Below are 26,003 nucleotides of genomic sequence, written 5' to 3'. Positions count from 1 at the left end.
CTACACCGTGCACCGCCGCGCTGCGCTTTCCTAGCCAGTGTGCAGCGCCGCGACGGCGGCGTCGACGATGGCGTCGACACCGGGGCCGACGTCGACGGTCGCGCCGGCCTCGTCGGCGCCCAGCGGCTCCAAGGTGTCGAGTTGCGAGCGGAGCAGGGCGGCGGGCATGAAGTGGTCGACGCGCGTCGACAGCCGGCGTGCCAGCAGCTCCGGAGAACCGATCAGGTGCAAGAACGCGGCGCCCGGGCAGTGCGCACGCAGCTGGTCGCGGTAGCTGCGCTTGAGCGCCGAACAACTCGCGACGCCCCCCGGATGGCTCGCCAGCCACTCGCCGACCCGGGCCAGCCAGGGATACCTGTCGTGGTCGTCGAGCGGCTGACCGGCGGCCATCTTGGCGATGTTGGCCGCGGGGTGCAGGGCGTCGGCGTCCACGAACGGCGCCCCCAGGCGGTGCGCGAGGGCCGCCCCGACGGTCGACTTGCCGGAACCCGAGACGCCCATCACCACGATGGGTGCTGACCGGCTCACCCGGGCGGGCCGGCGAGGTTGCGGTTCCATTCGAGCCACCCGACGCCGCCGCGGCCGTCGGCCGTGCGGACGGTGGCCCACACCCGGGGGAACTGGCTGACCCGCCCGTCGGCCGCGGTGAGCAGCACGGGCGCCTGACCGCGCACCTCCGCTTCGGCGGTGACATTCACCGGCCGCAGAGTCAACGCCACCTCCAGCGGTAACCCGTTGTCGCCGAATGACTCTCGGGACGTGACGGCCTGCAGCTCGGTGACGCGGGCACCGGGGCCCTGGTCGTAACCGATGGTCAAGGCCGGCGCGCCGGGGATCCGAATGTTCACCGCGTGCAGATGGCTGCCGTCGTCGAGGTGCAGGGCGCTCCACATCCAATCCATGCCCCACCAGTCGCGCACCCCCCAGGAGTGGTCGCGCTGGCCCGCCACGGCGTCCAAGCGGTAGGTGGCGTCGTCGACGGTGACGGTGCCGGACACCGTGCACGGGATCTCGTAGCGCGTCGTCACCCGGTAGGCGTAGGGCGTGCCGTCGGTCGTCCACTCCAGGTTCATCGAGACCTTGACGGGCGTGCCCGCCTCCCCGCGCAGCAGCGCCGACGGGTCGGTGTAGGCCTGACCGCGACCGCGGACCTCGACCCGGTAGGTGTGCAGCGGCTCGACGACGCAGTGCCCGATCTCGACCGCGCCGGTGCGCACCGTCCACGGGTCCTCCGGCAGCGCGACGTTCGTGTCGACGAGGGCCACTGTCGGCAGATCGGGGCCGCACAGCAACGCGTGTACCCATGCGGTGCGCTGGTTGGCTACCAGGCCGAGGCGGAACCAGCCGCCCAAACCCTGTGCGGGGTCCGCGAAGTCGGCGTACCAGCTCTCGCTCCATAGCGGTTCGGCGGTGGGCGGATGGGCCCGTTCGTCCTCGGGTGCCGGTTGCAACGGTTCGGGCGCGGCCGCGTCCGGCAGCGTGGCCAGCGCGTCGGTGTCGAGCACGTGATCGCAGTGTCGTCGCAGCAGGGTCATGAACATCAGGTCGCCGCGATCGGTGCGCTCGACCAGCATCGAGGACACGATCGCCATCATGACGCCGAAGAAGCTCTGCCGGCGCACCCCCTCGGCGATGTCGGCCAGCGTGAGGGGCGCCTCGGGACCCAGCGCCTCGTGGTAGGCGCGCAGCAGCGCGTCATAGTGCTGCCGCCGCTGTGCAGTGGGCAGCGCGCAGCCCACGAAGTAGGCCAGGTCGGTCAGCGCCGGCCCCCACGACACGGTCTGCCAATCGACCACGGTCAGCGCGCGTTCGGCGCCGGCGCCGCCGAACAGCATGTTGTCGAGCCGGTAGTCGCCGTGCACCAGGCCGTGCATCCGCTGCGCCGCGTCGCCCTCTTGGGCCAGGTAGCCGTCGAACGCTCCGACCAGGCGCTCACACACCGCGCGGTGCTCGGGCGCGATCTGCGCGCCGTACCGGTCGAGGAAGGCCGCGTAGAGCGGGGCGATCATGGCCTGGTTCAGCGGGGATTCGCGGTTGAGCCACGGCGCGTCGGCCAACGACGGATCGCCGAGCAGTGGACCGTGCAGTCGTCCCAACTCGACCGCGCCCAGACGCGCCTGCTGCAGGGTCGCGCCGGCGATCTCGTCCCCGACGACGGCCGGGCCGGCGTCGCCGAGCAACAGGTCGAACGCGCCCGTCGAGGAGTCGACCGCGGCGTGGTAGCACGGCGCGATGGGGCCGCCCAGGCGTGGCGCGATGTCGCGGTAGAACCGGACCTCGCGCTCGTAGAGCCCCAGGGCCTGCCCGGTCTGCCGGCTGATCGGGTCGCTGGCCGCGACCTTGAGGACCACCGACGGGGGGCCGGCGGCCGTCCCGTCGGCGTAGCCCAGCGTGACGCGGTAACACTCGCTCATCTGGCCGGTGCCGATGCGCTCGACGGCGAAGTCCGCGACCGGTCCGGTGCCCAGCATCGCCGCCAGCCAGGAGGCGGTCAGGTCACTGGGTCGCTCGAGGACAGACTCGGGGTCGGCGCGCATGGGGCTCAGCGTGCCAGGTCACTGGGCCAGTGAGAAGCCGTCCCACGCCATGCGCCGCTCCGGGTGCGGGTCGAACTCGACCCGCGTCTTGTTGTCGAAGACCATGACGGCGCGCTCGTCGGCGGTGTAGGCGGGCCAGTCGTCGCCGGGAACGCCGGTGCGGCTGAACCACCGCCAGCGCCGTTGCACCTGATTGCTCACCCGCAGCGCGGCGCGCCGGTCCGCCGCGGCGGTGAGCAGCTGTCCGAACCGGCTCCGATAGACGTCGAACACCGCGAACAGCTCGGTCGCGTGCGTAGCCCCCAGCCCGGACCAGCGCAGGGTGCGCGGGGCGAAGTCGTACCGGTAGAGATAGGTGGGCGCGTGGGCGCCGTGCGCCTCGGCGATCTGCCAAGCCGCGGAGCTGAACGCGAAGTCGCCGCCGAGCTGGATGCACGCCGACGAGCCCGGGTAGCCCGGGTACGCCGCCGTAATGCGTTCCCGCGCCGCGGGTTCGGTGTCGGCCAGCAACTCCTCGATCATCGAGCGATTGGTCGGCAGCAGTCTGAGGAACCGGGTGAACAGGCGGCCCTCCTCGGCGTTGGTGCCCACGATCAGCGGAACGCGATGCGCCCGGCCTCGTCGCATGGCGTCGACGGGATCGAGCGGCAGGACGTCGTCGCCGCAGACCGGCCCGATCGGAAAGGCGCCCAGCCTGCTCTCCATGCCCTGCTCGATGAGCCGGTGCTGCGCATCCACCAATTCCGCGGAGGGCACCCGCATCAGCGCCTCGGCGGCGTCGCGGGGCCGCACACCGAGCAGATCGGCGTAGCGGGTGGCGAATTGCGCCGCGGTCGCCTGCGAACGGACCATTCCCGACGCCGGGCTTTCCGCGATCGCCCGGGCGAACAACCCCTCGGCCTCCGGCACCGCCAGCAACGTGGCGGTCAGGTGCGCGCCCGCGCTTTCGCCGAAGATGGTGACGTTGTCGGGGTCTCCCCCGAACGCCGCGATGTTGTCGCGCACCCACCGCAGCGCCAGCACGCAGTCGCGCAGGAACAGGTTGCCGTCGATGGGAAACTCCGGCGTCGACAGCGACGACAGGTCCAGGCAGCCCAGCGCGCCGAGCCGATAGTTCACCGACACGTACACGCAGCCGCGGCGGGCCAGCGCCGCACCGTCGTAGAGCGGCGTGGCCGAGCTGCCCAGGATGTAGCCGCCGCCGTGGAAGAAGACCATGACCGGCAGCGGCTCGGCCGCCACCGTCTCGGGGGCGACAACGTTGAGCGTCAGGCAGTCCTCGCTCATCGGCTGGTAACGCCCCGCGAAACCGGAGACGCCGAGCAGGGTGTAGCGCCGTTGCTGCGGCGCGCAGTTGGCGAAGCCGTGACAGTGCCGCACTCCCGACCACGGCGCCGCGGGCCGTGGCGCCCGGAAGCGCAACCGTCCCACAGGCGGTTGGGCGTACGGGATGGACCGCCAGCGGTTGACCCCGTCGCGGGTGAAGCCTTCGACGATGCCGATGGTGGTGCGTGCGCGAATACTGCGCTGGTGCATGACCCGACGTTAGCCGACATAACCGCCACGACGCGCGCGCAGCGCCTCAAAGCACCCGCCTGCGGCTAGCCTGACGGGATGCGGATCGCCGCGTTACTCGCCGTGCCCTTGCTGGTCGGCGCGTGTTCGCACACGGTCAGCGGCCGGTCCGCACAGCTGCCGCCCGGCCCGCCGACGAGCTCGACGCCGTCGGCGAGCACCGCCGCCGCGCCGGCCCCGGGCGCCCCGATCGCCCAGGTGATCGCCTGGATCGAGGCGGGGAAACCCGCCGATCCCGCGCGATATCACAGCGCCACCCGCGACGGCACCAGCACCGCTCTAGGTGCCGACACCGCCCTTTCGGCCGAGGCGGGCAAGGTGTCCTGCCTGACCGATGCCGCGCACACCGGCGGCGCCCTGCTCTGCCTGGTCAGCCTCACCGCTCCCCCGCCGCCGCCCACCACGGCCTACGGCGACTGGCAGGGCGGCTGGGTTGACTTCGACGGCAACACGCTGCAGGTGGGGGCGGCGCGCGCCGATCCAGGCCCCTTTCTCAACGGCAACGGCGCCGACCTGGCGGACGGCGCCTCGTTGTTCTTCGGTGACTACCGCTGCCGCGCCGACCAAGCCGGGCTGTTCTGCGTGAACTACGCGCACCAATCGGCGGCGCGGTTCAGCCCCGCCGGCGTCGAGCCGTTCGGATGCCTGCGCCCGGCGCCGGCGCCCGACGGCGTCGGCGTGGCGTTCAGCTGCTGACGCCTCACCAGCTGACGGGAAGTTCTGTCATGCCGTAGATGTTGGCGTCCTTGAACCGCAACTCCTGCTGCGGCACCGCCAATCTCAGGCCCGGCAGCCGTCGCGCCAGCGTCGCGAACGCCACCTGCATCTCAACACGAGCCAGGTTGGCTCCGATGCACTGATGCACGCCATAGCCAAAACTTAGGTGACCGCGGGTGTTTCGGTCACCGTCGAATGATTCGGGATTGTCGACGAATTCGGCATCCCAGTTGCCCGACATCAGGCTCATCATGACAAACTCGCCCGCCCGAATCAGCTGACCACCGATCATCACATCTTCGGTTGCCACCCGGTCGACTTGACTGTGCACGATACTCAGGTAACGCATCAGCTCTTCGACGACGTTCGCGATGACCGCGAGGTCGTCGGTCTGACCGAGTCGCGCAAAGATTTCGGGATGTTCCAGCAGCGCAACAGTTCCCAGTGAGATCATGTTGGCGGTGGTTTCATGGCCGGCCTGCATCATGATGACACCGTTCATGGCGGTTGTGGCCCGGTCGAGCTCGCCCGTCGCCACGTATTTGGTGAGCAGGTGGCTGATCAGGTCATCGCCGGGTTCACGTGCTTTGCGCTCCACCAACTCCTGAATGTAGGCGTACATCGCACCGAACGCCTGACCCCTTTCTGCGTCTGTGGACTTCTGGTCGAGGCCCTTGGTGGTGTTGTGCTGGAAGATTTCGAGGTCTTCAGGTGGCACCCCCAATAACAGTGCGATCACCAAAGATGGCACTGGAAGCGCGAAATCGCGCACCAGATCGGCCGGCGCGCCGTTGGTGATCATTTGGTCGAGATAATGGTCGACCGTCTCCTGGATTTGCGGCCGCCTTGCCTCGCAACGGCGGAAAGTGAAGTTGCTGGTCATCATTCGCCGCAACCGGTGATGCTCGGGGTCATCGGTCCGCGCAAACATCACCACCACCTTGTTGTCGGCATCCGTCGGCATGATGGAATCCGGAATGGTTTTGGCGGACAGAAGCGGATTTACCAACGCCGCCCTGATGTCTTGGTAGCGGCTGACAACCCAGACCGGGTTGCCTTGAAATATCGCCTTCGGCAACCCGGGAGCGGACCGCCAGGTCGCAAACTCAGGCGGTGGTGCCAGCGGGCAACCTTGTGGCCGCGGCAACGGCAAAACGGGAAGTCCCGTGTCGGAGCGGGATTCCTCGGAAGGGGTTGCCATGAAGCGCCTTCCCATTATTGTCGTTTTCCGCCAGTAAAAGGGCGTAGAGCCAGGCTGATTGGCGGCCACATCAGAACACGTTTGCCGAACGCGTTGCGTCCCGTGGGATTCAACGCTCGCTCCACATGACGCCGCGCATCGTCGCCGACAGCGGTATATCCTCCACTGTGATTAGTCCCTGAGGAGCGCGACAGACCCAGTCGATCGCATTGACGGCCCGGCCCGCTGTCGAGATGCAGCCCGCTTCGGTGGAATCCAACTTTGGGTGGGAGACGTGGGTGTTGATCTCGACGCGCGGGTCACCCTCCACGACGACGCGGTGCACGCCGGTGTGCCCATCGGGGGGGAACTCCCAGTCGGGCGCCGCGGCGCTGGTGAGTCTGGTGACGTGCTCGAGCGTGATCACCGGGCGCTCGTCGCGCACCCCCTCGGTGGCAAAGCGCACCGCGGCCATCTGTCCGGGCTCCACCGTCATCATCGTGCAGTCGATGCGTTCCGCGGTGTACCAAGGTTCGACCCGCTGGCGCACGTCATCGAGTTTGATGTCGAGATTGTCGGCCAGGCTGCGGACCTGACCACCCCACATCGACACGATGACCCCAGGCAGAAACATCATCGGTGACGTTTCGTCCTCGGCCGACCCGAAACCCATTGCAGCGCCCGTGAACCCCGCATCGTCATAATTTCCGTAGTCGAAGATTTCCTGCACGGTAATTGAATCCACCCTGGTTGTCAGGCTCACCGCCGAATGCACGAGCGTATCGCCGGAGAAGCCGGGGTCGATGCCGTTGACGTAGAGCGACGTATCGCCGGCTTTGCACGCGGCTTCGAGGGGTGCTCGCAACCAGTCTTCCGCGTGACGAGGCGTGACCAACCACACCAGCGACGTGCCGACGACGTTCACACCGGCTGCCAGGAACCTCACCATCTGGTCGATGGCCTCCATCGGCCGCGTCTCACCCTGCGAGGTGTACACCACACAGTCGGCGCCGAGGTGGACGAGGGCGTCAACGTCGTCGGTGGCGACGATGCCGGTCGGCACGTCGAGTCCGCACAGCTGCGCCGCGTCCTTGCCCACCTTGTCGGCGCTGGCGGCGTGCACCCCGACCAGTTCGAGGTCTGGCCGGCCGATGATGGCTCGCAGCGAATGCCGGCCCACGTTCCCGGTCGAGAATTGAATGACCCTGCGCAACGTTACCTCGCTATTCCCATGACCATTCGATGTCGCATTCAGTCTCAGTAGTCGGGTATCGGCAGCGGCGAATTATTCGAGTCGATGCCGCCGTCGACGTGGAACGTTGCGTTGGTTGCGTAACAGTCGCGCGTGGACAGATACACCGCCAGGCGTCCGAGGTCCTCGACATCGCCCAGACGATGTAGTGGCGTGGCCTCTTGCATCTTTTCCAGCGATCCCGGCATCAAGTCCAGGCTCCCCTTCAACCCGTCGGTCGCGAATGATCCGAGTGCGATGGCGTTGACGCGAATCTTCGGCGCCAATTCCTGGGCCATGGCACGCGTGAGAGCCTCCAGACCGCCCTTGGCGACGCAATAGGCGGTCAAGGCGCGAATGCCGAACCGGGCCGAACCTGACGAAATGTTGATGATGGAACCGCGTCCGGCACTGAGCATGTGCGGGGCCGCGAGCTGGCTCATGATGAAAGCCGAAGTCACACACCAGTCGAACGTGTGCCGAAAGTCTTCGTCGGTGATATCCAAGAAGCGCGCGTAGGTGGAGCCACCGACATTGTTGACGAGAATGTCGATGCGACCGAATCGCTCTATCGCCGTATTCACGACGCGCTCCCCGTCGGGACGCCTCATCGCGTCAGCGACCAGCGCGAGTCCCTTGCCGCCGCTCTTCTCGATACCCGCAACCGTGCCAACGATATCCGCCTCGGTGCGCGCGGTTCCAACGATCGTGGCGCCGGCTTCCGCCAAGACCCGGGCGATGCCGGCGCCGACACCCTTCCCGGCGCCGGTGACGATGGCGACCTGTCCGTCCAGCCGGAACTGTTCCAACGCCATGCTTGGAGCTCCTTCGATGGTGTCTGACGCATTCAATCTACGAAATTTTTCTGACTTAAGTCAATGACTCTTGCTGGCCCGAGTTTGGTCGCGCCGTGCAGCGATGATATCGACTAATCCGCGCAGGCCTTTCTGACGGAAATCCGTCATAATGTACGAGCTACTGGCTGTATCTTGGGTGAGTCAGGTCAACTGTGAGGAACAAAATGGCTGTGACTGAGAGGCCGTCTGCGCGAGAAACCAAGCGCTTGCAGACCCGTGAGCGATTGATGGGCGCCGCGATCGCGGAGTTCGCCAGAGCCGGGATGGCCGAGGCCGACGTCGGTGCCATCGTGGCCGCGGCAGGAGTTGCCCACGGTACTTTCTTCTTCCACTTCCCCACCAAGGAACACGTTCTCCTGGAACTCGAAAGGCGCGAAGAGGAGCGCATTGCCAAGCAGTTCGCACAGTTCTTGAAGTCGAAACACGATCTCGCTGCCGCGCTGGACGAGGCGGTCCGCCTGGTCGTCGGATTGGAGCGCCGGCTGGGTGATGTGCTCTTCAACGACTTTCTTGCGCTTCACTTTTCGCAGACACGCCCGCCCACCGAAGGCGGCCGGGATCACCCGCTGATCGTCTTGGTCGCCCAGGAGATCTCGCTGGCCCAAGAACGCGGCGAGACTGATCCCGACGTCAATGCGATGAACAGCGCGGTGTTTTTCCTGCTGGGCCTGTATGCCCTGTTGATCACCACGAACCACTGGCCGACCGGCCGCGACCTGCTCGACGACTATGTCGCGAGGACACTGCGCAGCATGCGGCCGTGAGCCGTAACGCTAAGGACGTGTGACGCCGCGCAGCGGCATCAACCCAAGCTCGTTGTGGGGACATGGATCCCGGGTCCTCTAATCGTTCGGAGAAGATTGGCAAGGCCGCCGGCGAGTTTGTGCGGTATACCGCAGATCGGTGTGCTGGCGACCAACGAGAAAGACGTCATCGAGGCGCTGGACGCCGACTGCGTGTTCTATGCGCCGCTGTGGTCCGACCCCGACGAGGTACGTCGACTGCTGCGCGCCGGCAAGAATGTCACCCCGAGAACTGGCCGCAGCACTACCACTGCCGGATTCTGATCGGGGGCCATTCACCCACCGAGCTTTCCTAAGGGGCGCGGGATCCGAACGGCGGATACGCGCTGCCAGCGCTACACCTGGGCGGCGATGGGTCCTGCGAACGCGACGACGTGTCAACGACCGTCAGCTGCCTTCAGTCAGCTAATGCCAGCTGATGTCGCTGTAGATGGCCGAACCGGTGCTCAACCGCGGTGTCGTCAGCGGCAAGTCCAGCGATGTCCGGCTGGCTGCGCTTAACAAGAAATGTTATCACTGACTGAAGTCAGTGCTATAGTCCTCCATGTCAACGGCCTCGACAACGCGGAGGAGCTCGTGAACCTGCCGAAGCTGCGCCAGCGTGAGGTGAACGCCACCACGGCCGCCATCGAAACGAGCTCTGTCCGAACAGGTCTGAATTTCGACGAGCATCTCGAGCAGTCGGGGCTGGCGCAGCGTCGAGCCGACAAATGGCTGATCTCCGGCAGCCTGCTGATCGGCACCGCGGCCTTGGGTGTCTTCGGCCTGCCGCTTTTCCTGCGGGGCGTGCAATTGCTGCGCCGCGCCCAGCGTGACGGACTCTCGGTGCGACCGATGCTGGTTACGTTGCTTGGCTACCTGGTCATCATCGACGCCGCGATCAACACCGTGGGATGGGCGCTCGACCTGGTAGCGAACCACACGATATTGGCCCGCGTGCTGCTCAACGGCTGGGGCAACATGTTCGACGCGGGCTACTTCTGGCACTACAACGAACTTTGGGTCGGCGGCGCGGCGGGCCCGGGCGAAAAGGCCATGGAGGTCGGGCTCATCCTGACCGTCTTCACGATGCGCATTGCCGCCGCGATCGGCTTTCTCCAGATGAAGAGGTGGGGCCATCAGTGGATGGTCGTCACGTGCTGGATGGGCGTGGTCATCTGGATCACCTACGTGTTCAACATGACAATGTTCGCCGACGTGCGCTTCGCCGGTGTCGTCCTGCCGGTGGTCGGTTGGTGGCTCTACGACATCTTCTACATCACGCCGTTCCTCGCCATCCCGTATCTGCACACCGTCAACCGCGAGCTCTTCTCCGACTGAAAGCTGGAGGTCAGGTCATGGGCTATCTCTGGGAGATCCTTCGCTATGTGGCCGCGTGGGGCGGCACCGGCCTGGTCATCTGGTTCTGGTACTGGCTCTTCTCCAACATCGGCACATTTTGAGCACTGATACGACACCGATGACTGACAGCCGCGACGCCCACGCCATGGCGCTGGAACGAAGTTGCGCCGTGACCGCCGTCGCGCTCAGTGAGCAACGCCGCGACGGAGTCCGGCTCGTGACGGGCAGCCGTCGCGGATTCGGGCTGAACACGGCGCTCACCTTCGTTCACATCCCCTATCCCGTGCCAACCGAATGGACCCGGCGATCACTGACATGCGGCGTCGCCCTGCAATGTTCGCCGTCAAAGGAGCGCGTCACCGAATATCGGCTGAACGAGCTGACCGCTCGGGAACTGCGGGCACTCACCCTGGTCGAGGCGGGCGTCGCACTCGGGTGGATCGCGGACCGGTGGCCGGGGCTGCTACCCGAACTGCGGCGGCTGCTCCCGGAACTGGCCGCCGAGGCCGCCGACATGGCGGCCGCCGAGATGCTCAATCGGGCGGTGGCATTGGCGGCCACGGGACAAGCATTGACCGTGGCTCCGTTGCTGGGCGAATTACCGCTGGCCTACACAGTGCCGCAGGGCGTGACGGACAAGTTGAGGCGCAGCTTCGGCCGGATGCCTTGGACTACAACGCAGAAGCGTCTGCCGCGGCCGTACTCGGTTGCGGTCGGCGGCGACGGCGGCGTCCGCAATCCGAACTTGCCGCCGCCGAGCCGTCCACAGGACAACGACCTCGACATCACGCCCGAGCACCGGCCGGGGATTCCGTACCCCGAGTGGAACGCGTGGACGAAAAGTTTTCTGCGAGACCACGTTGCGGTCCTGGAGCGCGCAGACGCCACCCGCGACCGCCAGCCCGTGGCCGTCTCCGCCGACCTTCGGAAATGGTTCGAGGAACGGACGCATCGCGCCATGAAGAATCGTCTCGAAGACGGCTCCGATCTGGATGTCGAGCAATACGTCAGGCACTACATCGACACCGCGACCGGCCAGGCGAGTCAGCCACGCATCTTCCGCGAACTGCTACCCAGCAGCCGAGACGTGACCACCGCGCTGCTCTTAGACGGTAGTTCATCATTGGGCGTGCACGGCGGCCGGATCTTTCAGCTGGAATTGGCTTGCGCCGACGCGCTTTCACGCGCCATGAACCGGGCCCGCGAACGTCACGGCATCTTCGTCTTCACCGGAAACACTCGACACCGAGTCGAGGTCCGTTGCCTGAAAAACTTCGAGGACCCCCGGTTTGTGCCACCCAGCGCTCTCGGGCTGCAGACCGGTGGATACACCAGGCTCGGTGCCCCGCTGCGCCATTTGACCAACCGGCTGCTGACCCAACCGTCCGAGCGACGCCTGTTGATCGTCATCGGGGACGGGCTGATCTCCGACGAAGGGTATGAGGGTCGCTACGCCTGGGCGGACGCCGCGCATGCCGTTGAGGAGGCCAATGACGCGGGTGTGTCGATGTATTACGTCGGCGTCGGGCCCACCCGGGTGGATCCCCTTCCGGAGGTGTTCGGACCTCGCCGATCCCAGCGCATCCGGCGCATCGAGGAACTCCCGCGCGTGCTGGCCCACGTTCATCGTGAGCTGGTCGCCGCATGATCCGACGCAAGCCTCGCCAACCAAGGGGGCACCGATGAGCACCGACACGTATTTCGCGAACGGCAACGAAGTCCGGCTGTTTGAATTGGCTTATCAACGCCGCCTGCCGGTGATGCTGACCGGCCCGACGGGATGCGGCAAGACCCGGTTCGTCGAGCAAATGGGGGTGCTGTTGCGACGGCCCGTCGTCACCATCAGTTGCCACGACGACCTCACCAGCTCGGATCTGGTCGGCCGCTTCATGGTGACGGGCGGCGACGTCGTCTGGACGGACGGGCCCCTCACTAGAGCGGTGAAGGTCGGCGCCATCTGTTACCTGGACGAGGTCGTGGAGGCCCGGCACGATTCGCTGGCGATCCTGCATTCGCTCACCGATCACCGCCGCGCCCTTTACCTCGACCGCGCCGACGAAGTGGTCAGCGCGCCAGAGACGTTCATGCTCGTATGCTCCTACAACCCGGCCTATCGCAGCTCACTTAAGGAACTCAAACCATCCTTCCGGCAGCGGTTCGTCACGTTGGGAATGAATTATCTGCCCTCGGACCGCGAGGCCGAGGTGATCGTCGCCGACGCCGGGGTGGAGCCGGCCGCGGCGAAACGTCTCGTGCAGTGTGCGACCGCCATCCGCACCGCGGACAAGGCGTTTCACTTCGAACCGCCGTCCACCCGGGTGCTGGTGACCGCCGCACAGTTGATTGCCGCGGGCGCGAGCGAATTGGAAGCCGCACAAGCCTGCATCCTGGCCCCGCTCAGCAGCGACGGCGCGATCAACGACGGGCTGCGTGAAGTTGCGGCAGCACGGCTAGCCACCTCAAACACCTGAGAAGGGAATCCGCCAGTGAACCAGCAGGAGCAGAAGCGCAAGCGGGCGCTGATCGTCTTCCAGATTGTCATCTATGGCTACCTCCTGGCGATGTTCGGAATCCAGCTGTACATGTCCTTCGCGCGAGGATGGTGGGACCTGTGAACCTCCCGATGCGAAGCCATCTTTCGGGTAACGGCACCACGACCGCTGAGGCTGGCGGCTCGAACACCCTTGACGATCACCACGACACATCCCGCCTGGCTCAGCGCCGGGCTGACAAATGGATGATTGCTGGCGCCGCCTTGATGGGCATGTGGGCCCCCGGTCTGATCGGGTTCCCCATCTTTATGCGCGGCGTCTGGCTGCAACGCCAAGCACTGCGCGCCGGCCTCTCGGTCCGTCCGATGATTGTGACCCTGATCGGCTATCTGACCCTGATCGACGGGATGCTCAACAGCCTGGGGTGGGCCCTGGACCTGGTGGCCAACCACACGTTGATCAACCGGGTGTTGATGGTCGGGTGGGGCAACATGTTCGATGCCGGTTACTTCTGGCATTACAACGAGCTCTGGGTCGGCGGCGCGGCGGGGCCGGGCGAAAAGGCCTACGTGGCCGGGCTGATCCTCACCGTGTTCTCGATGCGGGTGGCCGCCGCGATCGGTTTCCTGCAGATGAAGCGGTGGGGCCATCAGTGGATGGTCGTCACGTGCTGGATGGGCGTGGTGATCTGGTCGGCCTACGTGTTCAACATGACCATGTTCGCCGACGTGCGCTACGCCGGTGTCGTGTTCCCGGTCATCGGCTGGTGGCTCTACGACATCTTCTACATCACTCCGTTCCTCGCCATCCCCTATCTGCACACCGTCAACCGTGAAATCTTCTCCGACTGAACAGGTTCAAGGAGCATGTCATGACCGTAGAGTCACCTACAGCGGAAATAGACCCGGGCGCCGGTCTCGAGCCGGGCACCACTGCCTACTACGCACGCATGCACAGATGGATCAAGCGGGCCGTCCTGGTGTGCTTGGTGGCACTCGTGGTCGAGGGCGCGTTCACGTTGCCGTTCATGGCGGTGTATTACGGCTACCCCACCCTGAGCCTGACCGAAATCTGCAGTGAGCTGCTGAAGATCCGCTATTCCAACGACACCCTGGAGTGCAAGTATCCCTATCCACCGCTCGGACCGCCCGAAGGCGCCGAGGGTAAGGCCACCGCCCAGGACGTCTGGGGTATCCAGCCAATACCCAAGTACCACCGGCTCGGGTTCCGCGAACTCGTCAGGATTCACAACGATCGGCTGGCTCACCAAGCGGCCCAACAGCACGCGGGGCCGCACCCTTGACGTATCGCGTCGTTCAATGGACGACGGGCAACCTGGGCAAGAAATCGGTGCACGCGATCGCCGAGAATTCGTTGCTCGAACTCGTTGGCTGCTACGCATGGTCGCCCGACAAGGTCGGCCGCGACGTGGGCGAGCTGTACGGCATCGAACCCACGGGCGTGCGCGCGAGCGACGATGTCGACGCGCTGCGAACCGGACCCCTAATTGCTCGCGCGCGGAGTGCTGGCGCGCGACTTAAAGGAACCGCATATGCCGGCCACCACCGATGCACCCAGCATCTTCGAGGCCGGACTGCCGACGCTCGGGTATGACGTCACCGAATCGCCACACGCGGTCAGCACACGGCTTCGGGCCGCGCAGCAGCGGGCACCGATCGCTATCGGACCGTTCGGCCCCGAAGTACTCTCCTACGACTTGGCCCGAAGTGTCGTGCGCAACAGCAGACAATTCCCCAGGGACTCCACTTGAGTGTCGCCCAGCGCTACGGCTCGACCACCCGTTTCCGGCAAGGCTTCTCCGGTGACGGCAACTATCTGGAAGAGGTTGACCTGTCGGTATTGGGATTGCCGCTGACGTTCCTGTCCACCAACCTGCCGTGACTTGGAGTAAACCGGTTGACGATCCACCCTGACTCGCCGCTGTGACGACGTTCGGCCCGGGTCAGCGGGTTTGGCCGTTGGCCGACAGCGGCGGGCTGCCATCGGACGCCGGCTCCACCAGGGTGATCTCGCCCGTGCTGCCGTCGACCTCGATGAGCGCGCCGGGCGGCAGCGACCGCGTCGCCCCCTGCGCGTCCACCACGCAGGGGAAGCCGAACTCGCGGGCCACCACCGCCGCGTGCGACATCGGGCCGCCGAGTTCGGTGACGACGGCCGCGGCGTAGCAGAACGCCGCGGTGTAGCCGACATCGGTGACCTCGGCCACGAGGATCTCGCCGGGCTGCAGGTCGTCGATGGTGTCGGGCCGCACGATGCGCACGCGGCCGCGCACCCGGCCGCCGCACACCCCGACCCCGCGCAGCGTCTCCCCGCTGGTCAACTCGGGCGTCGCGGCGACGGCCGGCTGCCAGCTCCCGCTGAACACCGTCGGCGGGGCAACGGCGACCAGCCTGCTCCGCTCGGCGCGGCGGCGGGCGACGAGCTCGGCGACCTCGGCGGGCAGCGCGTCGACCTCGTCGACCAGCAGGTAAAAGACGTCGTCCACGCGGTCGAAAACCCCCGCCTCGACCATCCGGCGGCCGTATTCGCGCAGCAGCGCGCGCAGCACCCAGTTCGCCCGCACCATCTTGTCGCGGCGCACCTCGCGGTCGCGCAGCTGCCGCACCGCCAGCGCGGCGATCGGCTTGGCGTGCAACGGTATTGAACTGTGTTCGGGTTCGGGCGCGGCGGGCCCGTTGACCGCGCGGGCCACCATGCGGACCAGCAGTTCCGGGTCGTCGGCGTAGCTGGTCGAGAGCATCTCGAGTTCGGCGGGGCCGCGGTGCCCGATCAACGCCAGCTCGGCGAGCACCGCGGCGTGAAACTTCGGCGCCTCGGCGGCCAACGCGTCCAGGCGCTGGCCCGGCTGGGCCAACAGGCGAAGGACGTTCGGGTCGCGGCGGGCCGCCGACACCAGCCGCTGCATCGCCTCGACCGAGCGGGCGCTGGCCAGCTCCGGGCCGGCCGACGGGGCGGCCGGGCGCCCGGTCAGGCCGCGCAATAGCACGTTGAACGCCGCGCACAGCATGAACGATCCCGACGCCAACACCCACGCGTGCACGACCTCGTCGCGCGCCAACAGGATCAGGCTGCGCAGCCGGGCGTCACCGAGCCGGGTGAGGTCACCGGCCGTCAGGCGCTCCAGGCGGTCGACGTCACCGACGAAGTCCTCGGTGTCCCGCGGTGAGCCGGCGCTGAGCCCGACCAGGTTCACCCCGAACACCCCGATGTTGCGGATGGTGCGCAACCGCCTTCGGGCCCAACCGGTTTGCGAGGGCGGGCGCTGTGCGCCGAAGATGGGAAGGGAGCCCATGCTGGGTCCGAAGTATCCGCTGTTGCTGACGATGGTCGAGGGCTTGGCGAAGGGCACGGTCTCGGCCATAAAATGCGCCGAGGTGATGCCCCCGTAGAGCCGGTGGGCGAATACCGCGACGGTGCGCATGGCGATCTCGCGCTGGATCATTCCGCCGGGCCGCAGCCGTTCGGCGATGCCCACCCCACCGGCGCGCACGCCGCGCACCGTCACCGACGCCGACGACGGCGAGAACGGGCCGGGCAGGGCCTCGGACAGATTGGTGGCCAAGTACGTCGGGAAGCGCGGGTCGATCGGCGTGTCGAACTCTCCGTTGACGCCCGCGGGGCCGGCCAACTCGGGCACCACCCCGTCGTCGGCGGGAGCGTCGACCGCGGGCAGGTCGCCGATGAGCGCGAGCCGCCAGGGCAGGGAGAGCACCCGCCCGCCCAACGTCACGCGGCCGCGCACGGACAACGCCGCGTCCTGCACGCATTCGTCGGCGTCCCATGCGGGCGCGAACCCCCAGTCGTCCCGCAGCGTCGAGGTATCCATGCGGGGCGCGTCGCGAATGAGCTCGAGGTCGGCCAGGGCGGCCGAGGCGCTGACGCGCGGCAGCGTCACGAGCGGGCGCCCGAGCGCGGCGGCCAGCCGCCGAAAGCTCGGCGCCCCGTCGGCGGCCACATTGACCGTGCGCGCGGCGAGGTGGGCATCCAGGGTGGCGCGCACCAGCAGACGCAGTGCGTCGTCGAGGTGGACCAGCTGCAGCGGCCGGTCCGGCGCGCCGGCCGGGAATGCCGGCAACGCCAACGCGCGGCGCACCCAATTGTCCACGGCGCGACCGACGATGGGCGCGCAGCGCAGCACCACCGGCTCGACGGCCGAAGCGGCAAGCAGCTCCTCGACGCGGGCCTTCAGCGCGCCGTACGCCGTGCGTGGGGCCGGAAGGTCCGCTTCGGTGTGCGCCGAGCCGTCGTGGGCGTATACGTGCGCGGACGACGGGAACACGATGCGCCCGACGCCGCCCCGCTCCATGGCGTCGAGGACATTGCGGGCGCCCTCGACGTCGACCCGGGGGTCGGCGGCCCACGCGCAGTGCACGACGACGGCCGAGCCGGTGACACAGCGCCGCACCGCGGCCGCATCGCGGATGTCGGCGGTCACGAACGAGGCTGCGCAGGGCCAACTCTCGGGCCGGTGCCGGGCGAGCCCGACGACGTCGTGGCCCTGGCTGAGCAGCCGTGCGGCGAGGCCGCGGCCCAGGACGCCGCCGGCCCCGGTAACCGCGATCCTCACCGGCCGACCCCGTTAGTCGTCATCGTCCAACAGCGCCGCGTTGACCAGGTCGTCGAGGTCCATGTCGGCGATGTCCTTCTCGGTGGACGCCGCCGGTCCCGCCTGGCCGTTGCCGTCGCCGTTGGACTCGTTGGCCAGCGCGAGCAGCAGCTCGAGGATGCCGGCCTGCCGCAACCGCTTGACGGGAATGGACCCGACGACGCGCTGAATGTCGGCCTCGCCCGGCGCTGCGGCCACGGCGGGCCGCTCCGACGCCCCGACGAGCTCCCGGTGGATGTAGCCCGCGAGCGCGGCCGAGTTCGGGTAGTCGAAGATCAGGGTCGGCGAAAGGGCAAGGCCGGTGGCGGCTTTGAGGCGGTTGCGCATCTCGACCGCGGTGAGCGAGTCGAAGCCCAATTCCTGGAACGCGCGGTCCGGGTCGACCGACTCCGGGCTGGCGCTGCCGAGCACGGTCGCGATGTGCGAACGGACCAGGTCCAGCAGGATAGCCTGCTGATCCTCCTCCGCGAGCCCCTCGAGTCGTTGCAGCAGAGCCGATTTCGACTTCGCGGCGGCCAGCGAGTCGTCGACCTGGCGCCGGGTCGGCGCGTTGATCAGGTCCACGAACATCGGTGGCAGCGTCCCGCCGTCGAACTTGACGCGCAGCGCCGCGAAGTCGATGTGGGCGGGCAGCAGGAAGGGCTCGTTGACGATCATCGCCGTGTCGAGCAACTGGAGCGCCTCGTCCGAGGACATCGCGACGATGCCGTCACGGGCGAACCGCGCGAAGTCGACGGTCGCCAACGCGCCGGTCATGGCGCTGGCCTGGTTCCACAGGCCCCACCCCAGCGAGACCGCCGGCAGGCCCCGGGCCTGCCGATAGACGGCGAGCCCGTCGAGGAACGAGTTGGCGGCCGCGTAGTTGGCCTGCCCCGAGGAGCCGACCAGGCCGGCCATCGACGAGAACATCACGAACGCCGACAGGTCCAGATCGCGGGTCAGCTCGTGCAGGTTCCACGCCGCGTCGACCTTGGCCCGCAGCGCCACGTCGACGCGCTCGGGCGTCAGCGACGTCACGACCGCGTCGTCCAGCGCGCCGGCGGTGTGGATCACCGCCGACAGCGGCCGCTGCACCGGGATGTCGGCGATCACCTTGGCCAGCGCCGCCCGGTCGGCGGCGTCACAGGCGACGATCTGCACCTGCGCGCCGGCCGCGGCCAGTTCGGCCGAAAGTTCCGCCGCGCCAGGAGCATCCGGGCCGCGGCGACTCACCAGCACCAGGTTGCGCACCCCATGGCGGGTCACCACGTGGCGCGCCAGCGCCGACCCCGCCATGCCCGTGCCGCCGGTGATCAGCACCGTGCCGGCCGCCCACGCGTCGGGCATGGTCATGACGACCTTGCCGACGTGGCGGGCCTGACCCAGGTAGCGCAGCGCCGCCGGGGCGCGCCGCACGTCGAACACCGTCACCGGCAAGGGCCGCAGCGCTTCGTCACCGAACAGGGCGGCCAGCTCGGCGAGGATTTCCTGGATGCGGTCGGGCCCCGCCTCGAACAGATCGAAGGCGCGGTACCGCACGCCCGGGTGCTCCGCCGCCACCGCGTCCGCGTCGCGGATGTCGGTCTTGCCCATCTCCAAGAAGACCCCGCCCGGCGCCACCAGGCGCAGCGACGCGTCGACGAACTCACCGGCCAGCGAATCGAGCACCACGTCGAAACCGCGGCCCCCCGTCGCCGCACGGAACTTCTCCTCAAACTCCAAGGACCGCGAATCCGAGATGTGCTCGTCATCGAAACCCATGCCGCGCAACGTGTCCCACTTGCCCTTGCTCGCGGTGGCGAACACCTCCAGACCGAGATGCCGGGCCAACTGCACCGCGGCCATCCCCACCCCACCCGCGCCCGCGTGCACCAGGACGCGCTGGCCGGGCTTCGCGGCGGCCAGGTCGACCAGCGCGTAATAGGCGGTGGCGAACACGACCGACGCGGTGGCCGCCGACGTGTGCGACCACCCACTGGGCACCTTCACCAGCAACCGCTCGTCGGTGGTGGCGACGGTACCGGTGCCGTCGGGGAACAGGCCCATCACCCGGTCACCCACGGCGAACGGTCCGTCGCCCGAGCCCGTTTCGAGGACCACCCCCGAAGCCTCGACCCCCATTACGGCGTCCGGGTCCGGGTACAGGCCGAGGGCGATCATGACGTCGCGGAAGTTGGCGGCGATCGCCGACAGACCCACCCGCACGTGGCGCGGTTCCAGCGGCGCGTCGGCGTCGGGAATGCGCTCCAGCCGAAGGTTTTCGAAGGTCCCGTGGCTGCTCATGCCGACCCGCCACGGACCGTCACCGGGCGGCACCAGCACCCCGCCGGCCGCCCGGCTGCCGTGCACCCGCGCGATGTGAATCGTGCCGCCGCGCAGCGCGACTTGCGGCTCGCCGACACTTAGCGCCGCGGCGACCGCGTCCTCATCCAGGGGTCCATCGGCGTCGACCAGCACGACCCGGCCGGGGTGCTCGGTCTGCGCCGAGCGCACCAACCCCCACACCGCCGCGCCCGCCAGATCGGCGACGTCCTCCCCCGGCAAGGCCACGGCGCCGCGCGTCGCGACCACCAGGGTCCCGGCGCGGTCGACGGACAGCCACTCCTGCAGCACGGTGAGGACCGCCCGGGTGGCCGCGTACACCCCGGTGACCACGTCACCAGCCACCGGGACGGAGTTGAACACGTACGCCACCGGCTCAGCGTCGCCGGCTTCGGAATCGATTGCGCCCCAGGCGCGGACGGCGACGGGTGACACCGCGTCGGGCTGCTGTGCCGACCAGACCACCTCGAAGAGCCGGTCCGGGCCGGAGTTGTTGACCGCCGCCAGCAGCTGCTGGTCGCTGACCGGCCGCGCCACCATGGACGACACCGACAGCACCGGCAGGCCCAGCCCGTCGGCGAGCTCGATCGACACCGAGGACGGACCCGTGGGCGCGATGCGCGCCCGCACCGCCGACGCGCCCGCGGCGTGCAGCGACACCCCCTGCCAGGAGAACGGCACCAGGACCGAGCCCTCGTCGACGGCCATGGCGAAGGCGCCCTGGCCGGACGCGCCGTCCGACGCCAAGATCACGGCGTGCAACGCCGCGTCCAACATGACCGGGTGCACCCCGAAACCGGCGACCGACACGCCGGCGTCGGCGGGCAGCGCCACCTCGGCGAACACCTCGTCGCCGCGGCGCCACATCGCGGTCAACCCGCGGAACGCGGGCCCGTAGCCGTAGCCGCGCTCGGCCAGCCGGTCGTAGCCGTCCCCGACGTCCACCGCGACGGCCCCCACCGGGGGCCACGCGGACAGGTCCGTGCCGGGCGCGACCGAGCCGGAGCTCAGCAGGCCCTCGGCGTGCAGCAACCAGTCCGACCCGGTCTCGGCCCGGGAGAACACCGACACGGCCCGCACGCCGGCCTCGTCGGCAGCGCCGACGACCACCTGCACGGCGACCGATCCGGCGGCGGGAAGCACCAGCGGCGCAGCCAGATTCAGCTCGTCGACGACCCCGCACCCCACCTCGTCGCCGGCCCTGATCGCCAGCTCGACGAAACCCGCGCCGGGGAACAACACGACGCCTCCCACGGCGTGATCCGCCAGCCAGCCCTGCAGGCTGGGTGACAGCCGACCCGTGAGGACCACCCCGCCCGTGGCGGGCAGCTCCACCACCGCGCCCAGCAGCGCGTGCTCACCGGCTTCCAGCCCCAGCCCGGCGGCGTCGGCGGCGGCGCCGTCGCTGGACAGCCAGAACCGGCGGCGTTCGAACGCGTACGTGGGCAGCTCGACGAAGTTGGCCGCGCCGATCACCGCGCGCCAATCGACGGCCATTCCGGTGACGAACCCTTGCGCGATGGCGGTGGTCAGGGTTTCCGGCTCGGGCCGGTCCTTGCGCAGGGCGGACATGGTGCCCACCGGCGCATCCGGCAGCGACTCCTCGATCGAGGCGGTCAGGCCCCCACTGGGCCCGACCTCGAGGAAGCGGGTGGCGCCGGCGGCGTGCGCGAACCGCACGCTGTCGCTGAACCGCACCGCCTCGCGAATGTGCCGCTTCCAGTAGGCCGCGGAGGCGAAGTCGTCGCCCGCGAGCTGCCCGGTGAGGTTGGACACGATCGGGATGGTGGGCCGCCCGACGGGCAATCCTGCTGCGACGGCGGCGAATTCGTCCACCATGGGATCCATCAACGGTGAATGGAAGGCGTGCGAGACGGCCAGGCGGTGCACGCGGCGGCCGTCGGCACGCAACCGGTCGGCGATCGCCAGCACCGCGTCCTCGGAGCCCGAGATGACCACCGACGCGGGGCCGTTGACCGCGGCGATGCCGACCTCGTCGGTCAGCAGCGGGCGCACGTCGCCCTCGGTGGCCGCGGCGGCCACCATGGCGCCGCCGGACGGCAGTGCCTGCATGAAACGCCCGCGGGCGGCCACCAGCACCGCCGCGTTCTGCAACGACAGCACGCCCGCGACGTGCGCGGCCGACAGTTCACCCACCGAATGCCCCATCACGAAATCCGGTGTGATGCCCCATGATTCGAGCAGGCGGAACAGTGCAACCTCCACCGCGAAGAGCGCCGGCTGGGCGAATTCCGTGGTGTTCAGCAGGTCTTCGTCGTGGCCCCACATGACCTCGCGCAGCGGGCGCAGCAGGTGCCGGTCCAGTTCGGCGACGACGGTGTTGAACGCCTCGGCGAAGGCCGGGTATCCGGCGTGCAGCCCCATCCCCATCCCCAGGAGCTGCGAGCCCTGGCCCGGGAAGACGAAGACGGTCTTGCCCGAGGGCGTCACCGTGCCCTGAATCACCGAAAGCGGTTCGCCGCCGGCCAATTCGTCCAGCCCGGCCAGGAGCCGATCCCGGTCCGAACCCACCACCACGGCCCGGTGTTCGAACGGTGACCGACCCGCCAGGGTCCACGCCACGTCGGCGGGGTCGAGGTCGTCGCGGGCGCGCAGGTGCGCCGCCAGCCGGGCGGCCTGGGCCGGCACGGCCGTCGGCGACTTCGCCGAGACCACCCACGGCACCACGGGCAGCTTCGGGCCCTCCGCGACGCGGGTCGGGGCGGCCGGCGGGGCCTCCACGATCACGTGCGCGTTGGTGCCGCTGATGCCGAACGAGGAGACCCCGGCCCGGCGCGCGTGACCGTTGGCCGGCCACTGGCGCGGCTCGGTCAACAACGACACGGAGCCGGCCGACCAGTCGACGTGCGGGCTGGGCTCGTCGACGTGCAGGGTGGCGGGCAGCAGCTCGTGGCGCATCGCCAGCACCATCTTGATCACCCCGGCGACGCCGGCGGCGGCCTGGGTGTGACCCATGTTCGACTTGATCGACCCGAGCCACAACGGCTCGGTCCGGTCGCGGCCGTAGGTGGCCAGCAAGGCCTGGGCCTCGATGGGATCGCCCAGCGTCGTCCCGGTGCCGTGGCCCTCGACCACGTCCACCTCGGTGCCGACCAGGCCGGCGTTGGCCAGGGCGGCCCGCACGACGCGTTGCTGCGACGGGCCGTTGGGTGCGGTCAGCCCGTTGGAGGCGCCATCCTGGTTGATGGCCGACCCGCGCACCACCGCGAGCACCGGGTGCCCCAGCCGCTGCGCGTCGGACAGCCGCTCCACCACGAGCATGCCGCCGCCCTCGGAGAAGCCGGTGCCGTCGGCGGCCCCGGCGAAGGCCTTGCACCGGCCGTCCGGCGACAGGCCGCGCCAGCGGCTGAATTCGACGAAGATGTCCGGGGTGGCGTTGATGGTCACGCCGCCGGCCAGCGCCAGATCGCTCTCGCCCGAGCGCAGCGACTGCACCGCCATGTGCAGCGCCACCAGCGACGACGAGCACGCGGTGTCAACCGACACCGCGGGGCCCTCCAGCCCCAGCACGTAAGACACCCGGCCCGAGGCGACGCTGGACAGCTGGCCGGTGAGCCGGAAGCCTTCGACGGGCTCCGCGGCGAACATGCCGTAGCCCTGCGTCATCACCCCGGCGAACACCCCGGTGGCGCTGCCGCGCAGCCCGGCGGGATCAATCCCGGCCCGCTCCAACGCTTCCCAGGACAGCTCCAGGAACATGCGCTGCTGCGGATCCATGGCCAGCGCCTCGCTGGGACCCACGCCGAAGAACGCGGGGTCGAAGTCCGCGACACCGTCGACGAAGCCGCCGGTGCGGGTGTAGCAGGCGCCCGGCACGTCCGGGTCGGGGTTGAACAGGTTCGCCAGGTCCCAGCCACGGTCGTGCGGGAAGTCCGTGACGACGTCGCGGCCCTCGACCAACATGTCCCACAGGTCGTCGGGGGAATTGATGCCGCCCGGGTAGCGGCACGCCATGCCGACGATGGCGATCGGGTCGTCCCCGGTGGCCCTGACCACTCCGGCGGTCGGGACCGCCAACTCCTGTGGCACGCCTGCCAATTCGGACCGCATGTAGCGGGCCAGCCCGCTGGGCGTCGGGTAGTCGAAGATGAGTGTCGGCGACAACGCCAGGCCGGTGGCCGCTTTGAGCCGGTTGCGCATCTCGACTGCGGTCAGCGAGTCGAACCCGAGTTCGGAGAACGCCTTGTCGGGGTCGACGGCCTCGGGGCTGATGTTGCCGAGCACCGTGGCGATGTGCGAGCGCACCAGGTCGAGCAGGACGGTGTGCTGTTCGGCCTCGGGCAGCCCGTGCAGGCGATGCGCCAGCGCGGACTTGGACTTGGCGGCGGCCAGCGAGTCGTCGACGCGGCGCCGGCTGGGCGCGTTGACCAACTCGACGAACATCGGGGGCACCGCGACGCCGTGGGCGCGCAACGCGGCCAGGTCGATGCGGGCCGGCGCGAGGTACGGCTCGTCGACGACCAGTGCGGTATCGAACAATTCGAGTGCCTCGTCGGACGACAGGCCGAGCACACCGTCGCGGCCCAGGCGCGCCCGGTCGGCGGCGTCCAGGCCCCCGGTCATGGCGCTCGCCTGGTCCCACAGGCCCCAGCCCAGCGACACGGCCGGCAGGCCGTGGGCCCGCCGGTGCGCGGCCAGGCCGTCGAGGAAGGTGTTGGCCGCCGCGTAGTTGGCCTGACCGGACGAGCCGACCAGCCCGGCCATCGACGAGAACATGACGAACGCCGACACGTCGAGGTCGCGGGTCAGCTCGTGCAGGTGCCACGCCGCGTCCACCTTGGCGCGCATCACCGCATCGACGCGCTCGGGCGTCAGCGAGGTGATCACCGCGTCGTCGAGCACGCCGGCGGTGTGGATGACCGCGGTCAGCGGCTGGTCCGCGGGAATGCCCGCGATCACGTCGGCCAACGCGGTCCGGTCGGCGGCGTCGCAGGCCACCACGCGCACCTGCGCGCCGGCCGCAGCCAGTTCGGCGGTCAGCTCCGCCGCGCCGGGCGCCTCGGGGCCGCGACGGCTGAGCAGCAACAGGTTTCGCGCCCCATGGCGGGTCACCACGTGGCGCGCCAGGGCCGACCCCGCCATGCCGGTGCCGCCGGTGATCAGCACCGTGCCGGCCGCCCATGCGTCCGGCATGGTCATGACGACCTTGCCGATGTGGCGGGCCTGGCTCAGGTAGCGCAGCGCCGCCGGGGCGCGCCGCACGTCGAAGGTGGTGACGGGCAGCGGGCGCAGGATGCCCGCGTCGAACAGCTCGGCCAGCTCGAGCATGTACTCGTGCATGCGGGCGCGGCCGGGCTCGAACAGGTCGAAGGCGCGGTACCGCACACCCGGGTACTCCTGGGCGACCGCGCCCGGGTCGCGGATGTCGGTCTTGCCCATCTCCAGGAAGACCCCGCCCGGCGCCACCAGGCGCAGCGACGCGTCGACGAACTCACCGGCCAGCGAATCGAGCACCACGTCGAAACCGCGGCCCCCCGTCGCCGCACGGAACTTGTCCTCAAACTCCAGGGACCGCGAATCCGAGATGTGCTCGTCATCGAAACCCATGCCGCGCAGCGTGTCCCACTTGCCCTTGCTCGCGGTGGCGAACACCTCCAGACCGAGATGCCGGGCCAACTGCACCGCGGCCATCCCCACCCCACCGGTGCCGGCGTGGATCAGCACCCGCTGGCCGGGCTGCACGGCGGCCAGGTACACGAACGCGTAGTACGCGGTGGTGAAGACCGCCGAGATCGCGGCGGCCTCCGGGTAGCTCCACTCGGCGGGCATGGGCAGCAGCAGCCGCTCGTCGCCGGCGACGAGCGTGCCGCTGCCGTCCGGGAAGAATCCGAAAACCGAGTCGCCGACGGCGAATTCGGTGACGCCGGGACCCACCTCGACCACCACGCCGGCACCCTCGCCGCCGATCAGCGCGTCGTGGGTGAACATGCCCAGGGTGATCATGATGTCGCGGAAGTTGGCGGCGATCGCGCGGATCGCGACGCGCACCTGGCCGGGCTCCAGCGGCGCGCCGGCGTTCGGCACGGGCTCGAGCTGCAGGTTCTCGAAGGTGCCGGCGGTGCCAATGCCCAGGCGCCACGGCCCGTCGGCCGGCGGCGTCAGCAGCCCGCCCAGCGCCCTGCTGCCCCGGACCCGCGGCGTGTGGACGGTGCCACCGCGCAGCACGGCCTGCGGCTCGCCGACGGCGAGCACCGCGGCCACCGCCGCCTCGTCCAGCGGCGCGTCGCCGTCGACCAGCACCAAGCGGCCGGGGTGCTCGGTCTGCGCCGAGCGCACCAACCCCCACACCGCCGCGCCCGCCAGATCGGCGACGTCCTCCCC

17 protein-coding genes and 2 pseudogenes are annotated in these 26,003 nt (G+C 69.0%); 11 read left to right on the top strand and 8 right to left on the bottom strand.

The features are described 5' to 3' along the window. Positions 1-30: 30 nt before the first annotated feature. Genes A5714_RS08955 through A5714_RS08945 form a run of 3 tightly spaced genes read right to left on the bottom strand, consistent with a single transcriptional unit; the run spans position 31 to position 4,073 of the window. Positions 31-528 carry a gluconokinase gene (locus tag A5714_RS08955; protein WP_068284657.1) on the bottom strand — a complete coding sequence of 166 codons (498 nt, stop codon included), beginning with the start codon at positions 526-528 and terminating at the stop codon, positions 31-33. Next, positions 525-2,537, bottom strand: a complete 2,013-nt coding sequence (locus A5714_RS08950; protein WP_068284641.1) for a phosphotransferase — start codon at positions 2,535-2,537, stop codon at positions 525-527. Before A5714_RS08950 ends, A5714_RS08955 begins: the two co-directional genes overlap by 4 nt. Positions 2,538-2,555: 18 nt before the next feature. After that, positions 2,556-4,073 (bottom strand): carboxylesterase/lipase family protein, encoded by a 1,518-nt coding sequence (locus tag A5714_RS08945; RefSeq protein ID WP_068284640.1) that lies wholly within the window; start codon positions 4,071-4,073, stop codon positions 2,556-2,558. A 78-nt stretch (positions 4,074-4,151) separates the two neighbouring features. Here A5714_RS08945 and A5714_RS08940 point away from each other — a divergent pair, with 78 nt between their 5' ends. After that, complete coding sequence (locus A5714_RS08940; RefSeq protein ID WP_068284639.1) at positions 4,152-4,808, top strand: hypothetical protein; 657 nt, start codon at positions 4,152-4,154, stop codon at positions 4,806-4,808. Between the two features lie 4 nt (positions 4,809-4,812). Here A5714_RS08940 and A5714_RS08935 read toward each other — a convergent pair whose 3' ends face one another. The 3 genes from A5714_RS08935 to A5714_RS08925 all read right to left on the bottom strand — a co-directional run bounded on the left by A5714_RS08935 (position 4,813) and on the right by A5714_RS08925 (position 8,055). After that, positions 4,813-6,030 carry a cytochrome P450 gene (locus A5714_RS08935; protein WP_068284638.1) on the bottom strand — a complete coding sequence of 406 codons (1,218 nt, stop codon included), beginning with the start codon at positions 6,028-6,030 and terminating at the stop codon, positions 4,813-4,815. A 109-nt stretch (positions 6,031-6,139) separates the two neighbouring features. Further along, a complete protein-coding gene (locus A5714_RS08930) occupies positions 6,140-7,222 on the bottom strand; it encodes a dihydrodipicolinate reductase (RefSeq protein ID WP_068284637.1) in 1,083 nt (360 codons plus the stop codon). A gap of 44 nt (positions 7,223-7,266) precedes the next feature. Continuing rightward, positions 7,267-8,055, bottom strand: a complete 789-nt coding sequence (locus A5714_RS08925; protein ID WP_068284635.1) for an SDR family NAD(P)-dependent oxidoreductase — start codon at positions 8,053-8,055, stop codon at positions 7,267-7,269. A 206-nt stretch (positions 8,056-8,261) separates the two neighbouring features. Between A5714_RS08925 and A5714_RS08920 the strand changes: the two genes are divergently transcribed. From A5714_RS08920 to A5714_RS27425, 10 genes and pseudogenes are all read left to right on the top strand, one after another. Next, positions 8,262-8,861 (top strand): TetR family transcriptional regulator, encoded by a 600-nt coding sequence (locus A5714_RS08920; RefSeq protein ID WP_068284630.1) that lies wholly within the window; start codon positions 8,262-8,264, stop codon positions 8,859-8,861. 62 nt (positions 8,862-8,923) lie between these two features. Continuing rightward, positions 8,924-9,137, top strand: a pseudogene (locus A5714_RS25250) (dihydrodipicolinate reductase); the annotation flags it as partial. 390 nt (positions 9,138-9,527) lie between these two features. Further along, positions 9,528-10,220: a hypothetical protein gene (locus A5714_RS08915; RefSeq protein ID WP_068284655.1), complete on the top strand. Its 693-nt coding sequence runs from the start codon at positions 9,528-9,530 to the stop codon at positions 10,218-10,220. Positions 10,221-10,359: 139 nt separating this feature from the next. Continuing rightward, the gene (locus A5714_RS08910) at positions 10,360-11,889 is read left to right on the top strand and encodes a nitric oxide reductase activation protein NorD (RefSeq protein WP_068284629.1); all 1,530 of its coding nucleotides are present in this window, start codon (positions 10,360-10,362) and stop codon (positions 11,887-11,889) included. A 34-nt stretch (positions 11,890-11,923) separates the two neighbouring features. Continuing rightward, positions 11,924-12,712: a CbbQ/NirQ/NorQ/GpvN family protein gene (locus tag A5714_RS08905; RefSeq protein WP_068284628.1), complete on the top strand. Its 789-nt coding sequence runs from the start codon at positions 11,924-11,926 to the stop codon at positions 12,710-12,712. Between the two features lie 15 nt (positions 12,713-12,727). Beyond that, the gene (locus A5714_RS27430; RefSeq protein WP_255377969.1) at positions 12,728-12,856 is read left to right on the top strand and encodes a hypothetical protein; all 129 of its coding nucleotides are present in this window, start codon (positions 12,728-12,730) and stop codon (positions 12,854-12,856) included. An 8-nt stretch (positions 12,857-12,864) separates the two neighbouring features. Next, on the top strand, positions 12,865-13,584 hold the full coding sequence (locus A5714_RS08900) for a hypothetical protein (protein ID WP_068284654.1): 720 nt from the start codon (positions 12,865-12,867) through the stop codon (positions 13,582-13,584). 20 nt (positions 13,585-13,604) lie between these two features. Next, complete coding sequence (locus A5714_RS08895) at positions 13,605-14,036, top strand: hypothetical protein (RefSeq protein ID WP_068284627.1); 432 nt, start codon at positions 13,605-13,607, stop codon at positions 14,034-14,036. After that, positions 14,033-14,224 (top strand): annotated as a pseudogene (locus A5714_RS25245) (dihydrodipicolinate reductase); the annotation flags it as partial. The gene A5714_RS08895 and the pseudogene A5714_RS25245, both read left to right, overlap by 4 nt. 276 nt (positions 14,225-14,500) lie before the next feature. Next, positions 14,501-14,635 (top strand): hypothetical protein, encoded by a 135-nt coding sequence (locus A5714_RS27425; RefSeq protein ID WP_255396708.1) that lies wholly within the window; start codon positions 14,501-14,503, stop codon positions 14,633-14,635. 61 nt (positions 14,636-14,696) lie between these two features. Here A5714_RS27425 and A5714_RS08890 read toward each other — a convergent pair whose 3' ends face one another. Then, positions 14,697-17,321, bottom strand: a complete 2,625-nt coding sequence (locus A5714_RS08890) for a sugar epimerase family protein (protein WP_068284626.1) — start codon at positions 17,319-17,321, stop codon at positions 14,697-14,699. Between the two features lie 12 nt (positions 17,322-17,333). Next, positions 17,334-26,003: type I polyketide synthase (locus A5714_RS08885; RefSeq protein ID WP_068284624.1), on the bottom strand; the 8,670-nt coding region annotated here is incomplete at its 5' end.

The sequence above is a fragment of the Mycobacterium sp. E2462 genome, assembly GCF_001672685.1.
Lineage (GTDB): Bacteria > Actinomycetota > Actinomycetes > Mycobacteriales > Mycobacteriaceae > Mycobacterium.
This window is presented reverse-complemented; position numbering and strand designations above follow the sequence as displayed.

What these genes read in the sequence shown, in the direction of transcription:
- A5714_RS08950 (WP_068284641.1), bottom strand. Translation starts at nt 2,537, where the DNA reads ATGCGCGCCGACCCCGAGTCTGTCCTCGAGCGACCCAGTGACCTGACC.
- A5714_RS08945 (WP_068284640.1), bottom strand. Translation starts at nt 4,073, where the DNA reads ATGCACCAGCGCAGTATTCGCGCACGCACCACCATCGGCATCGTCGAA.
- A5714_RS08940 (WP_068284639.1), top strand. Translation starts at nt 4,152, where the DNA reads ATGCGGATCGCCGCGTTACTCGCCGTGCCCTTGCTGGTCGGCGCGTGT.
- A5714_RS08935 (WP_068284638.1), bottom strand. Translation starts at nt 6,030, where the DNA reads ATGGCAACCCCTTCCGAGGAATCCCGCTCCGACACGGGACTTCCCGTT.
- A5714_RS08925 (WP_068284635.1), bottom strand. Translation starts at nt 8,055, where the DNA reads ATGGCGTTGGAACAGTTCCGGCTGGACGGACAGGTCGCCATCGTCACC.
- A5714_RS08920 (WP_068284630.1), top strand. Translation starts at nt 8,262, where the DNA reads ATGGCTGTGACTGAGAGGCCGTCTGCGCGAGAAACCAAGCGCTTGCAG.
- A5714_RS08910 (WP_068284629.1), top strand. Translation starts at nt 10,360, where the DNA reads ATGACTGACAGCCGCGACGCCCACGCCATGGCGCTGGAACGAAGTTGC.
- A5714_RS08905 (WP_068284628.1), top strand. Translation starts at nt 11,924, where the DNA reads ATGAGCACCGACACGTATTTCGCGAACGGCAACGAAGTCCGGCTGTTT.
- A5714_RS08900 (WP_068284654.1), top strand. Translation starts at nt 12,865, where the DNA reads ATGCGAAGCCATCTTTCGGGTAACGGCACCACGACCGCTGAGGCTGGC.
- A5714_RS08895 (WP_068284627.1), top strand. Translation starts at nt 13,605, where the DNA reads ATGACCGTAGAGTCACCTACAGCGGAAATAGACCCGGGCGCCGGTCTC.